The sequence below is a fragment of the Pseudonocardia sp. TMWB2A genome, from assembly GCF_017312135.1.
In genome coordinates, this window is the sequence record NZ_QKQY01000001.1 from 1,962,536 (window position 1) to 1,975,178 (window position 12,643).

A 12,643-nucleotide genomic window follows, 5' to 3' on the forward strand; every position below is an offset into this window, starting at 1 on the left:
AATTTGAAGCGTAGCGAAAATTCTTAGTCGAAGTCGGGGAGGGCATGGTTTATGCTGTGCTTGCCGAAAGAAGTAACAGGCCCTCCCCCAACCCCTCCCGTAAACGGGAGGGGAGATTAAGCCGCCATCACCCTGACCCGAACGTCCATCAATGCGGCCCAGCCGGGGGGTTTCATGAGGGCGGCAGAGCCTGCGATGCGGGTGCGGACGATGCGGGCGGAGGCGATCTGCCAGCCTTCGACTTCGCGCGGGAGGCTGGCCAGTGCCAGTTCGGCAGCGCGCAACGCAGCGGCGACGCGGATACTGTCACCGCTGCGCACATAAAAGCTGAGGCCGAGAAGAAGCTCACGCCCTTCGGCGGTCTTGCTGCCCCAATCACTGCCCAGACTTTCGCCCAGCACGACATAAGGCGCAGCCGCCTGCCCCGGCGTGCCGTCCTCGACACGATTTACGAGCGCCATCAACGGCGCATGACCGCGCAGCGCAGCAAGCAAGGCGCTGCGCACAACAAGTTCGGGAGAGGTAAGGGTTGGCATGGAGGTTTTGCTTTCGGATGGAGGGGGTAGGAAGAGGGAGCGCGGAGGAAGGAGATGCAACGCGGCGAAAGTGGCGCGCAAAAAAGTGGGTCGCGCCTCCTGTTCAGGAAAGGCGGGCTTTAAGCCCCGCTCTCCCCTCCCCTTCAGGGGAGGGGCAGTGAAGCCTTAATGGCCCGGAGCGAAGCGAAGGGGAATTTAGGCGAGCGGGGTGGGGTCTGTCCGCCTACGCAGCATTTGCGGATAGACCCACCCCCAACCCCTCCCTGAAGGGAGGGGCTTTAAGGAGCGCCTCTCCTGAAGGGCAGGGCTTTTTTTCTAACGTGCCAACCAGCGCAGCCGCGCATCGTCAGCCTGCCGCGCGCGTAAATTGCGCCCGCGGATTTGGAGCCCTGCGCCGGTCCGTGTCACCGCAATATCCGGCACATCGCGCGCGAGGGTATCGGCCAGCCGCGTTGCTGCGCGTTCGGCCTCTGCCGCCCCGCGCTGCACCGCTTCGGTTTCGATCGTGCGCCAGAGAGCATCGCTCTCCACACGCGCCTTATTCACAATACCGGCTTTCGCCAGGGCTGCCACAGCCTAGTCACCGCATCGGGCGGGACCGCATCGCGGGCATCATCGCGCGCGGCATAAAGATGGGCGACGAGCCGCAACAAGCCTTGCCGCACATCGGGCGGGAGCGCGTCGGCCTGTTCGGCCAAGCCCGCCATATAGGTAACGCGCATCCGCCCCGCAGCCCCCGGTTGCGTCACCCGCACCCAGCCTTCGCCGCTCGCATCCACGTCGATACCATAATGCTCGACCGGAAAAACGAAGGGCGCGCCGTCGGCGGGCACGCCTTCCACACTGGTCAATGCGCGCACCGGGCCAAAGCCCAGCCGCTGCCAGTTGCCTGTCTGGATAGGCAGGATTTCGGTCACGGCGCGCGCGATAAGCAATTGCCCGACAAAGGCTTCGCAACTGGCGGTGGCCGCCGCGATCAGCTCTGTAATCACAGCATCCTCCTCGTCCAGCTCAACGCGCATCCACGCCTTTGCGTCGGCGAGCGCGAGCGCGGGCGTTGCGGCAGGCGGCGGCTGCACGCCTTCAAAATAGGATGGAGTCATTTGATAATTCCTTGCTAAAGAGCGGGATATGAAGGATCCGAAACCCGCTTCGGGCACGCTGGAAGTGCCGCGCCGCATGGCCGGAAAAACATTGGAAGCCCCCAAAAGGGGCGGATTATTCGGGGCAAGCCCTGCGCGGTCCACTCTGCCGCCCGCGCCGGTGCGGCCTTATGAGCGCGCCGAAACGCGCCGCGAACTGGACGCATTTCAGCAAGAGGCCATATCCACCCGGAGCGGGCCTGATAGCCCCGCGCCAATCGATGCGATCATCGCACAGGCGATGCAGCCCAAGGCGCAAATGAGCGAACGCCAGCGCCGCTTGCGCGCACAACTGGAGCGCCAACGCGCGATGCAGGCCGACCGCCGGGGACCGGAAGCGCCGGCGGCTGGCCCGCAACCGCGCAACCATCGCGGCACGCCCAAGCCGCCACTGACCGCCAGTTCATCGCCTCCCTCCACGCGCAACATGTCTGCCCGCCATGCAACGCCGCAAAATGGCGATGAATGGCTGGAACAGCTTGTCCATCGTATGCGCGACGCGCAAAAAAAGGGGGCGTCTTCGGGGACAGGCTCCAAAGGAGATGGCAGCTATGCGCTGGCGATTGCCGTCCTTATCGGCATCCCTATGCTCATCTTATGGGCCTTTGTCGGCTCGTCCGCGCTCTTCATTATCGGCGTGCTGCTATGGGTCGGCTCGAACAAGCTCTACGCCTTTGCCAGCGGCACCCACGAATCCGCGCTCATCGCCCGCCAGCAACTCGCGCGCATCCACCCAAGCTGGTCCGACCCCGACACCGCCCGCCTCCATATGCGCGTCCTTGCGGGCATGTGCGTGGTGGCGTGCGTGATATTGCAATGGGACGTTATTTTCGGGTGAACGGGCAGTGCGGGGGCGTTTAGGCGTGCGGGGACCGCAGCTCCCACCGTTCGTCCCGCGTAGCAGTGAAGCTGCGTATCGAAGGACTTTGCGCGCGCAACCGGTGCTTTGATACGGCTCTGGCGAGCCTACTCAGCACGAACGGGAGGGGAGAAATGAGCCTTCCATAAAAGCTCCTCCCCGAGCTTGCTCGGGGAGGGGGACCGTTCGCCGCAGGCGAATGGTGGAGGGGTCATGCGATTGCCTTCGCAATCGCGCGAGGCAAAGCCTCGCATAACCCCTCCGTCACGCGCTACGCGCGCGCCACCTCCCCGAGACAAGCTCGGGGAGGATCTTAAGGCATTTGGCCCGAGCAAGCTTGGGGAGGAGCTTGGGTCACGCACACACACCCCTCGCCCCTAACCGCCGTCCATCACGTCGCGGCAAATTTCATTACCTTGATCGCCTCGCTATTCGTCACCGCGCCGCCGATGCGTTTGGTGGCGTAAAAATGCACGAACGGTTTATTGGTATAAGGGTCGCGCAAAATGGCGGTTTCGCCGCGGTCGGCGATGACATAGCCTGCCTTGAAATTGCCGAACGCGATCGACAGGCTATCGGCGGCCATGGCGGGCATATCTTCGGCCTCGACCACCGGATAGCCGAGCAAAGTCTGCGGCTGGGCTTCGGACAGAGCCGGTTGCCACAGAAACGCGCCGTCCGATGTTTTGAACTTGCGCACTGCCGCCAAAGTGGCCGCGTTCATCACGAACACCGCGCCCTGACGATAAGGCGCGCGCAAGGCTTGCACCAGGTCGATAAGCTTGTCGCCGGGATTGGAGCCGGCAAATGCCCCCGCCCCGCCCGATGCCACATATTGCAGCGTGCCGAACGCGCGCACGCCATCGCCGGTGGCAGCCGTCGGCAGCGTCAGAAAGCCTTTGGGCTTGTTGACGCCATCGCCGGTGATGAACGCCGCCCCTTCGGCGCGTGCAAATTCGGTCGCGATTTCGCTCGCCAGCCAGCCTTCGACATCGAAAGCGGCATCATCGAGCATCGCTTGCGAGGCCGCCGGATTGGCGTAAAGCTCGCCCATTGGCGGGGCGATTTCCTGAAAGGTCGGGGTCGCGGTCAAAGGCCGCGCCGCCGTTTCACCCGCCCAGCCCGACGGAGTGCCGCCGGTGGTGACAAGCTTGCGATAGCCCGCGCTCCCCGTCTGCACCACATTAGCAACCGCGCGGATCGGCGATACGGATTTGAGCGCGGCGTCGATCACCGCATCAATTTCACGCGGCACCGCATAGCCGCCCTCGGCGCCGGTCGCACCGGTAAAGCTTTTCAATTCCACGCCGGTTTCAAGCCCGCGCCGCAAATAGCGGTCGACAAAAGCCGCGCGCGCGGGGTCATCCTGTGCGGCAAGGCCTTTGACGCCGTCGACACTCAAGGCCGGACGGCTGCTTGCACGCAACCGCCCTTTGAGCGCCGCAACATCGCGCTTCAACGTCGCGACATCGGCAAGCGCATCAAATGACGCCGCGAGCGGATCGCCGGACTTTGCGGGCGGCATCCCCGGCGACAGGGATTTGGTCTGGTAAGTAGGGATATGGGACATGGATAGTCTCTCCTGTTTGAAAAATGTTTTCGGGGATATTCAAATATTTGCGTAAAACCGAACGTCCCTCTCCCCTTGTGGGAGAGGGTTGTGTAGCGTTAGCGAGGAACGAGCTTACGCGGAGCTGGGTGAGGGGTAAGCGAGCCGACGGCTCGCGCGAGCCTATGGCTCGCACACCCCTCATCCAAGTCCGGCTAGGCGCGTCCGCGCCAAGCCTTCCTATCCTTCTCCCACAAGGGGAGAAGGTTTACGGGGGACCACCGGACGCAAGGATTTCCCAATCCTCCCCGCTTTGCGGGGAGGGGGACCATGCGCAGCATGGTGGAGGGGGCTGGAGGTTTACGCCAACCGGCAAGGCCTGCGTCCGGCAGAGAGCCCCCTCCGACACGCGCTACGCGCGCGCCACGTCCCCTTGTCAGGGGAGGATTTCGGGGCGGTTCGTAACGCAATGCAAGCCCCCCCCCTCACCCCACCATATGCACGCGCGCTTTGGGCTGCATCGGGGTGGGGACGAGGCTGATTTCTATGAGGTCCAGATCGGTCAACATGCGGGTGCCGCGCGGGCCTTGCTCCATCTGTTGCACACGATAGCCAAAGCTTAATCCGGTGAGCGCGCCAGCTTCGACCATCGCCGCGACCGAGCGCGCGGCGGGGGTCCAGTCATGGAGCGACGCGATCACGCGCAGGCCCTTATCGTCCTCGGCCAGCAATTCAATCTCGCCAATGCGTTTCAGCGGATTATGGCCGTAAAGAAGCGGGATACGCTTGTCGCCCGGCCCGCTCCGCGCCCCTGACAGGCTGCGTATAAACGCGCCGCGCTTCACCACATCGCCGCCGCGATCCACCTGATCGAACAAAGCCGCATAGCCTGCAAAGCGCACGGATTTCCGCCGCGCACCCGCATCGTGCGGCGCCCTTGCCTCATCTGTCATCCTGTTTCTCCATTATGTGAGGCGCACCCCGTCGTGCAGGAGCCTATTGCGCGTCCGTGCGCATTTGGGTTTTGCGCCACCTTGCGCTATCACCGGCTCATGCAGAGGATCACCAAAAGCTTCGCCTTGATGGCCGCAACATTTCTGTCAGCCAGCCTGTTGCCGCCGGACGTCATCGCGCAAAGCACGCCGCCGCCGCCGAGCCAGGAAAGCCCGACCGAAACCGGCCCGACCAAAAAGATCACCATCGACACCGACCGTTATTTTGCCGATTATGCGCGTATCAAGGGCTATCCGGTCATCCCGGATGGCATCCCGCCTTCAACCGAACCGGCACCGGGCCAAAAGCTCATCCAATGGGCGCGTCCGCCGATCCTCGATTATGAAATTCCGGCCCGATGGAGCGGTTATGCGATCGCTTGCGACGAACGCGACACCAGTGCGCTGATGGCCGCCGCCGCGACGTGCGCGCCGTTGCTCGCTATGGCCAAGCTCACCACAAAGCTTGACTTCGCGGTTAATGACGCGCGGACACACTTTTCCAAGGATCGCCCCCGCGCCGACGCAAGCCGCGCCGAAGCCATTGCTGTGACGGACGAAATTATCGCCCGCTTTGCCAAGCCGCAATATCCGCTTCAATATATGTTGCTCGCCAGAAGCTATAAGCAGCGCGCCGAGCTTCACAAAAAATGGGGCGCCCTTGATGCAGCGATTGCCGATCAGGACGCGGTCATCCGCTTGCTCTCGGGGCCAGACCGCTATGGCATGGCGGCACGTGTGTCGGCGAGCGCCATCTCCGCCAGTACGTCGCGCGCGCAGGCCTATCTTCACAAAAGCGAACTATTGCTCGACAAAAAAGACCGCGCCGCCGCCAAAGCCAATTATGAAGCGAGCGTTGCGATGTCCGCCCCCAAAGATCTGTTTGTAATCTTCAGCCCCGACCGGCGGCACAGCGAAATGATGGTCAAAGACGCCATTTTCGCGCGCGAAGATGGCCAGGCGCGCTTATGGGTCGATGAGTTTATCACGCGCTATGGTGAAGCCGCGCGCGCTTCACGCACGCAAGAAACCCGCGACATGATGCGGCACCAGCAATTGCGCACCTTACTTTCCTATAAACTCTATATCGCCGCGCGCGCCGGGGATAGCGACATGGCGCTTGAGACGCTTGGCCGCTATGCCCTTACCCAAGATGATCGCAAGCCATGTGTGGCCAACGATCTTTTCCCCTACGCCATCGCCCCGCTGCACAAAAATCCCGCAATAGCCGCCGAATTGGCGCGCATGGGCTGCACCGCCGATATACTGGCCAAACTCGACGACATTCCCACTAAGGGCCGATCCGGTCCCGGCCGAACGATGAACCTGCCGCCGCATAAGTGAGGCCGAATCCACGCAAAAAAAATCCTCCCCTGCAAGGGGAGGTGGATTGCGCGGTAGCGCAAGACGGAGGGGTGTCCCCCTCTCGATAGGGTATCACCCCTCCGTCACGACCTTCGGTCGCACCACCTCCCCTTCTCAGGGGAGGATTTGGGGGAGGGTTTTATGAGCAACGCAGCGCGCGCCCCGTCTCTCACGGCAAAAACTCCTTGACCGCCCCTTCCCCCACACCGAAGCGCGTCGCGAGGCCGAACAGCGCCAGCACCAACAGGAAGCGCAGCACCCAATGGATCAGCCCCTTCAGCGCCGATGATTTGGCATCGCGCCAAGCCGTCAGCAAATCGCGTAACTCGTCCAGGTCCGCCTTCGCATCATCATCGCCAAGACCCAACCGCTCCAGCGCCCGCACCGCGCCGCGATCACTCGCCTCTTCAATCATCGCGCGAATCTCCACCAGACTAACCGGTCGCCCGCTTGTGTCGGCCACCATACGTTCCAGCATATTCCCGAATTCCGGATGGGAGGGCATGGCAAATCTCCTGTGAAAATGGACGGAATAAGCGTGCGTATGAGACGCTCCTCCCCCTTCCCCGCAACGCAGTACTTGGTTTGACAGCGCGCGCGATGCTTCGCGGCGCCCAAATGAAGGCAGAAGGGCCAAAGAGTAACCGAGGCCTATCCAGGATAGGGAAAATGCCCGCCATGCCCGTGACTCGCAATTACGGATTGTTCTTTTTATGTACCGTATCAGCGTTGTGCTGTCAAGTATTTTTAACCGTTAAGGTTATTTAATCCACAATTCCGACCATCGCGCGCTTTTCTTCACGTGTGAGGAAATCGGCGGCGCCGACCTGCGTCCATAGCCGTTCGCGTTCTTCGGCAAGCGCAGGAATATGGTTCATATTGACGCGCAATGAAAGCGGCGCGGGCGTGTCGCCATTGGTACCCTCATCCGCGAACCAGTCCGACAGGCCATGCGCCAATCCGGTGAGCAGGCGGTTCGCGATCGGGACGATGCGGTTGCGCCACAGCGCGCGGTTAGCCTCCTTATAATTGGCATAGGTTGCGTCCCCCGGCAGGCCGAGCAGCATCGGCGGCACCCCGAATGCCATCGCAATTTCGCGCGCGGCGGCGTCTTTGAGCGCGACAAAATCCATGTCGGCGGGGGTCAGGCTCATTGTCTGCCATTTAAGATTGCCGTCCAGCACCAACGGGCGTCCGGCATTAGGCGCGCCCGCATATTGCGCGGCAAGCTCGGATTTCAGCCGCTCGAACTGGTCGGCGGTCAGATAACTGCCATTGGCGCTGTCATGAATGAGCGCACCCGAAGGCCGCGCCGCATTGTCGAGCAGCGCCTTGTTCCACCGCGCCGCCGCATTATGGATCGCCATCGCGCCCGCTGCCGCGCCCAGACAGCCCAGCCCGTAATGGTCGTCCGCCGGATGAACCGATTTCAAATGGATGATGGTCGCAAGACCCGCTGCGTCATAAGGCATAAGCCGGGACACGGAAGAACCAATACGGTACAAATAAGCGCGCGGCCAGCCATCGGAACCGGCCTCCACCGTCACCCGTTCGGGGCGCAGCGCGTAAAGTTCCGCGATCCCGCCCGCGCCATCTTCGACCAGTTGCACATAGGCATTGCCGTGCAGCAACAAATGCGCGGCGAGCGTTTCGAGCAGCGCCTGTCCCGCGGACGGCGCGGCAATCAACGCCGCCACCCGCGCGTCGCTTGCGGCAATGTCGACCTCGCCAACCGCATCGGTCACAAGCCGGAGCGCGGCTTGCGCCACCGCATTTTTGCAAAAAAGCCCACGCACCTGCGCTTCATAGCTTTGCGGCACATCATCGCCGACGCCCGAACCAAACAACGCAAAAGCCACCCCCGCCCCACTCCGCGATTGCACAGGCCGCACCATATCGGGCGCGGCTTTGGTGCCGGTAAACAGACGCGCAAAATCAAGGTTGAGAAAAGGCATGGCAGGGTTCCTATGGAAAGAGAGAGGCAAAATGGCGCGGGCCATGCGGGCGCGCCCATCAAGCTGGACGGCGCAAAAGACCCGGAACACCGGAACAGGTGAAGCGAAGTGAAAACAGGAAAAGTCGGGCCGGTAACATCCGGCGGTCCGAGCAAGCAGGCTTGTCCGCTCCGCACGAATCGCAATTTCCGACTGTTCCTGTTTTGTGCCATATCGGCGTTGCGCTGTCAAGCTATTTTTACCGATTTGGTTATTCATTGTCGATATGTTTGGTTTAACGCAGAGGCGCAGAGGGAGGGGAGTGCACAAAGAAGTTTGCCGGGGATGCATAGGTGTTGTTTAACAATATTCACGCGAAGGCGCGGAGGCGCTGAGTTTTTTGGCGTAGGCGCGATGCTGTTTTGTCGGACTGGGCTCGCGCGAAGGCGCGAAGCTCCCTCTCCTAATACGCGCGATGGAAACCAAAAAATCGCCGCGCCTCCGCGCCTCCGCGCGAACCTAAACCAGAACAACCCACCTGCCATCACCCATCGCTATAGGCGTGGCACCCTTGCAGCAATCCCGGATAGCGCAGCCAATCCCTCCGCGCGCACACCCTCTTTGCGCTCTCCCCTCCCTCTGCGCCTCTGCGTGAACCCGGATCCCGCCATCAACCCCACTGTTCCCGCAACAATCGCATAGCCTCGGCGTAGCGTCGCGCGGGCGAGAGGGTCGAGAGGGTGAGGCCTTGCGCCGGGGTCAGTACATGGTCGCTGATCCAGTCGGCAAGCGCGGCGGGGTCGTTCTGGAAACCGATCCAGCGGCGGTGATAACCGGCCTTGGCGCCCAAGCGAGCGGCGAGCGGGCGCGGATGCCCGCCGGTCCCTTCTTCCGCCAATAGGTCCAGCAACAGCGCGCGCATCGCCTTTGCTGTCGCATCAGGACTAGCATCGCGCGCCATAGCGTCAGGCCCTATATCGCCAGACCCACTAGCATCGGCCCCCGCATCATCATCCGCCACCGCCCACGCGCGGCACCGCACCGCCCATAAGGCATCCTCCGGCTTGGCCTCATATCGTTTGCGCAGCCAGCCTTCGCGCTTCAATGCGCGATAGCAGCCCGCCTGATAGACGCCGTCCAGCGCCAATAGTTCGACCGGGGCGAGCGCGTGGAACATCGGCGGCGTGCTATCCTCCGGCGCATCCCGCGTCTCGCCCGCATCCGCCAGCACACAGAGCATCCCGACCGCACCCGGCTCCAAGCGCGGCGCGGCGATAAAATAATGGTTGCGCAAATTATGGTTCCGCACGCCCCCTTCACCCGCGCCATCCGTTAACACCGCAGCGAGCGGCACCTCTGCCCCCACGGCAAAATACCGGCCAGCGCGCGGCGTATCGGCACAGACAAAGGCGGGATAATAAGCCGCACTATCGACCTGCACGGCTTGCATCGCCCCCTCTGCCACCGTCCCGAACAGCGCATCGCTCGCCACCGCATCACTGAGCGCGACAATATCGGGCGGGCGTAACGCCAGCCCCACCCGCACCCCGCGCGCCTCTTCAAATTGCACGACATAGTTGGGGAGCTTGTCGGGCGCGTCCGCTGCGCCCTCCTCGGCCTGCCATTCGATGCCCGTCACCGTCACCGCATAATCGCCATCGGGGAGCTTCACCCAATATTCTTCATTGTCGGACGGGCTGGCGGTGCGCGCTTCGGAAGGGAGCGCATCGCCATTGTCGAAATAGACGCGGCCATGCCGCACGCGATAGGGGAAAGTCCAATGCGGCCCCGCAAAAGCTTGCTCGCGCGCGCTCAATGCGCCGGTGGTAAGCCGCACCGCAAAGCTCCCCGCTATGCCGGTTGCCCAAGCGACCAACGTGCCCGCCGCCGTCTCCGGCCCCCACGCAAAAGCGTCGCGATACCAATGGCGCGGCCATCCGGCGGCATGGGCAAGGTCATCGGGGTGGAACAACAGCAAATGCGCGCTGTCGGCGGGCATCATCAACCGCCGCGAAAAACCGATCATAGCAAGGCCAAGCTCCCCGGAACTTTTCTATTATATCAAAGGGGCCGCCCTGCTCCGGCCCGTTTCGGCCTTGCGAAAGCGGGCGGGCAAAAGCAATTGCGCGCGCGGCCAATGCCCTGTTGCGCGCGACGGGTTGAACCCGCGCGGGCGGAGAGGGTGCCGGGCAAGGCTCCGGCCTTATCCGGTCATCAGCCTTTCGCCCCCCTTCTACCCCATTGCCAGCGCGGCGCGCACAGCGTAGATTGCGGCCATGACGTCGCGCCCCCTCTTTGCTGTAATATCCTGCCTTATGATGGGGTTAACGGCGAGCGGATGCGACCGGGGTGAAGCGAGCGCGGCTGAAGCGCGCGCCAAGGCCGAAGCGCGCAAGCCGATCGCCGTCACCGTCCATTTTGAAGCGCCCGCCAGTTGCGGGGTCGAAATGGGCGATGCGCGCTATCCGCTCCCCGAAGCCCAAGATGCGCTTGACGAGGCGCTCAAAAAATTGAGCAAGACCCGTCCGGTCGCCATCCATGCCGACACCAAAATCCCTTATCGCTGCATGGGGCCGGTCATTTATTATTTCGAACGCGCCGGCTTTGAACGCATCGAAGGCGGGCCGAAAGAGCCGGTCAAAAGCTGACGGGGCATAAGGCCAAGCGCCTTACTTGCCCGCGCACGCGCGTCGTCCCCGCGCCCGTCTGCCCTCAGCGCGCGATAAAGAGCGCAACCCTTTGGCGGGGCTTTCGTATTTTCTTACAGGAGCGCCCGGGAACGCGCTGGTTAAAACCGCAGGCGAGGCACCGCCCCGCCTTATGCCCGCCAAACAGCAGCACCTGAATGACGCGCGAACATTCATCCACAAAGGAGCCATCCGATGCCGAATTTCAACGATCTTAACAGCCGCCAGCAAACCGGATTGGGCATTGCTGGCCTTGCTTTGGGCGCAGGGGTGGGCGTTGCCGCCTATCTGTTCGCCAAATATAATCCGCGCGGCGGGCCGGTCGGCAATCGCCATGTCCCCGAACCCTTAAAGCGCGTAGACCTCAACCGCTATCTTGGCCGCTGGTATGAACAATATCGCTATGAAGCCCCGTTCCAGAAAGGCATGGAAGCGGTCAGCGCCGATTATGCGTTGAAGGACGACGGCTCCATCCGCGTCGATAATCAAGCGCGCCGGGGCAGCGTTGACGGCCCGTTTGCCGAATCGGTCGGCAAGGCCAAAGTGGTCGACAGCGAAACCAACGCCAAGCTCAAAGTCTCCTTTTTCGGCCCGTTCTGGGGCGATTATTGGGTCCTCGACCATTGCGACGATTATCGCTGGTCGATCGTCGGCGAACCGTCAGGCCGCTTCCTGTGGATCCTCACCCGCGACCGCAACCCGACCCCCGCCATGCTCGCGATGCTGGAGGGCAAGGTCAAGGATATGGGCTATGACTGGAGTCTCATCCGCCGGACCAAACAGCCCGGCGCGACCTTGGATGTCGCGCGCGATGATGGCGCGCTGGGTGAGGCGCGGGATGGCGACACAACGCGCGACACCGCCCCCGCCTACCCTGGCCTTGCCAGCGTGAGTTGATCGCGCGGAACAAGGGTGCTGCATCGTTCAGGATGCGGTGTGCGCGGTGCAGGGTGCAACGCGTGGGATAGAGGCGTGACGGGCATGAAAAGCTTTCCTCCCTCCCCTCCGTTAGTTCTGAGCCAAATTGTGTGGATTTTAACCGTTAGTCCTGAGCCAGATTGCGCGAATTATAACCGCTAGTCCTGAGTAGGGCCGCAAGGCCCGTATCGAAGGACGGGCTTAAAGGATGCGCTAATACTGAAACACGTCCTTCGACAAGCTCAGGACTAACGGTTTTTTGAGGGATATGCGCGCGATAAAGGGGATAAAATTGTCCGGCTTGGCTTAGGGATTAGGACCAAAGATTCATCCATTCTTCCTCACCTCCGTTCGTCCTGAGTAGCCTGCGCAAGCAGGCGTATCGAAGGACCGCTAACGTCCATAGATTCACGCGAAGACGCGGAGACGCGAAGGGATAAGAGAGGCACAAAAAAGACCACAGGCCTTTTCTTATTCCCCTTGTATCTCTGCGCCCTCCGCGCCTCTGCGTGAACCCCTCCACCCCCTCCGCCCCCTAAGCAAATTCCTCCGCGCCTTCGCGTGAACATTTATAAACATGGCCCCAACCGCACAGCGACCACCATCCCCCCACCCCCTTCCCTTCCACGTCCGCCCGGCCTAAAGCCTGCCCGCATGGAAT

At 62.3% G+C, this 12,643-nt stretch carries 12 protein-coding genes; 4 read left to right on the forward strand and 8 right to left on the reverse strand.

Translation table 11 applies throughout. The features are described 5' to 3' along the window. Positions 1–116: 116 nt before the first annotated feature. From gp17 to DMP17_RS09215, 3 genes are all read right to left on the reverse strand, one after another. Positions 117–536 carry a tail completion protein gp17 gene (gp17, locus tag DMP17_RS09205; protein ID WP_337828776.1) on the reverse strand — a complete coding sequence of 140 codons (420 nt, stop codon included), beginning with the start codon at positions 534–536 and terminating at the stop codon, positions 117–119. Between the two features lie 315 nt (positions 537–851). Then, on the reverse strand, positions 852–1,109 hold the full coding sequence (locus DMP17_RS09210) for a hypothetical protein (protein WP_337828777.1): 258 nt from the start codon (positions 1,107–1,109) through the stop codon (positions 852–854). After that, the gene (locus DMP17_RS09215) at positions 1,079–1,615 is read right to left on the reverse strand and encodes a head-tail connector protein (protein WP_337828778.1); all 537 of its coding nucleotides are present in this window, start codon (positions 1,613–1,615) and stop codon (positions 1,079–1,081) included. The genes DMP17_RS09210 and DMP17_RS09215 overlap by 31 nt, the downstream gene beginning before the upstream one ends. Positions 1,616–1,667: 52 nt before the next feature. Between DMP17_RS09215 and DMP17_RS09220 the strand changes: the two genes are divergently transcribed. Continuing rightward, positions 1,668–2,516, forward strand: a complete 849-nt coding sequence (locus tag DMP17_RS09220; RefSeq protein ID WP_337828779.1) for a hypothetical protein — start codon at positions 1,668–1,670, stop codon at positions 2,514–2,516. Between the two features lie 412 nt (positions 2,517–2,928). On the opposite strand, the gene DMP17_RS09225 is transcribed toward DMP17_RS09220, so the two are convergent. Continuing rightward, positions 2,929–4,107, reverse strand: a complete 1,179-nt coding sequence (locus DMP17_RS09225; RefSeq protein ID WP_337828780.1) for a phage major capsid protein — start codon at positions 4,105–4,107, stop codon at positions 2,929–2,931. Positions 4,108–4,571: 464 nt separating this feature from the next. Then, complete coding sequence (locus DMP17_RS09230; RefSeq protein WP_337828781.1) at positions 4,572–5,039, reverse strand: HK97 family phage prohead protease; 468 nt, start codon at positions 5,037–5,039, stop codon at positions 4,572–4,574. Between the two features lie 99 nt (positions 5,040–5,138). Here DMP17_RS09230 and DMP17_RS09235 point away from each other — a divergent pair, with 99 nt between their 5' ends. After that, positions 5,139–6,422 carry a hypothetical protein gene (locus DMP17_RS09235; RefSeq protein ID WP_337828782.1) on the forward strand — a complete coding sequence of 428 codons (1,284 nt, stop codon included), beginning with the start codon at positions 5,139–5,141 and terminating at the stop codon, positions 6,420–6,422. Between the two features lie 190 nt (positions 6,423–6,612). Here DMP17_RS09235 and DMP17_RS09240 read toward each other — a convergent pair whose 3' ends face one another. The 3 genes from DMP17_RS09240 to DMP17_RS09250 all read right to left on the reverse strand — a co-directional run bounded on the left by DMP17_RS09240 (position 6,613) and on the right by DMP17_RS09250 (position 10,379). Next, complete coding sequence (locus DMP17_RS09240) at positions 6,613–6,948, reverse strand: DUF6127 family protein (protein ID WP_337828783.1); 336 nt, start codon at positions 6,946–6,948, stop codon at positions 6,613–6,615. Between the two features lie 259 nt (positions 6,949–7,207). Further along, a complete protein-coding gene (locus DMP17_RS09245; protein WP_337828784.1) occupies positions 7,208–8,656 on the reverse strand; it encodes a phage portal protein in 1,449 nt (482 codons plus the stop codon). A 391-nt stretch (positions 8,657–9,047) separates the two neighbouring features. Further along, positions 9,048–10,379: a hypothetical protein gene (locus DMP17_RS09250; RefSeq protein ID WP_337828785.1), complete on the reverse strand. Its 1,332-nt coding sequence runs from the start codon at positions 10,377–10,379 to the stop codon at positions 9,048–9,050. 274 nt (positions 10,380–10,653) lie between these two features. Here DMP17_RS09250 and DMP17_RS09255 point away from each other — a divergent pair, with 274 nt between their 5' ends. Together DMP17_RS09255 and DMP17_RS09260 are read left to right on the forward strand one after the other, a co-directional pair. Beyond that, entirely contained in the window at positions 10,654–11,025 is a 372-nt protein-coding gene (locus DMP17_RS09255) for a hypothetical protein (RefSeq protein WP_337828786.1), read from the forward strand. 234 nt (positions 11,026–11,259) lie between these two features. After that, complete coding sequence (locus tag DMP17_RS09260; RefSeq protein WP_337828787.1) at positions 11,260–11,961, forward strand: lipocalin family protein; 702 nt, start codon at positions 11,260–11,262, stop codon at positions 11,959–11,961. The last annotated feature ends 682 nt before the right edge of the window (positions 11,962–12,643 follow it).

Bases quoted from the DNA above. Each gene is read 5' to 3' on its own strand.
- gp17 (WP_337828776.1), bottom strand. From the start codon at position 536: ATGCCAACCCTTACCTCTCCCGAACTTGTTGTGCGCAGCGCCTTGCTT.
- DMP17_RS09220 (WP_337828779.1), top strand. From the start codon at position 1,668: ATGAAGGATCCGAAACCCGCTTCGGGCACGCTGGAAGTGCCGCGCCGC.
- DMP17_RS09225 (WP_337828780.1), bottom strand. From the start codon at position 4,107: ATGTCCCATATCCCTACTTACCAGACCAAATCCCTGTCGCCGGGGATG.
- DMP17_RS09230 (WP_337828781.1), bottom strand. From the start codon at position 5,039: ATGACAGATGAGGCAAGGGCGCCGCACGATGCGGGTGCGCGGCGGAAA.
- DMP17_RS09235 (WP_337828782.1), top strand. From the start codon at position 5,139: ATGCAGAGGATCACCAAAAGCTTCGCCTTGATGGCCGCAACATTTCTG.
- DMP17_RS09240 (WP_337828783.1), bottom strand. From the start codon at position 6,948: ATGCCCTCCCATCCGGAATTCGGGAATATGCTGGAACGTATGGTGGCC.
- DMP17_RS09245 (WP_337828784.1), bottom strand. From the start codon at position 8,656: ATGAATAACCAAATCGGTAAAAATAGCTTGACAGCGCAACGCCGATAT.
- DMP17_RS09250 (WP_337828785.1), bottom strand. From the start codon at position 10,379: ATGATGCCCGCCGACAGCGCGCATTTGCTGTTGTTCCACCCCGATGAC.
- DMP17_RS09255 (WP_337828786.1), top strand. From the start codon at position 10,654: ATGACGTCGCGCCCCCTCTTTGCTGTAATATCCTGCCTTATGATGGGG.
- DMP17_RS09260 (WP_337828787.1), top strand. From the start codon at position 11,260: ATGCCGAATTTCAACGATCTTAACAGCCGCCAGCAAACCGGATTGGGC.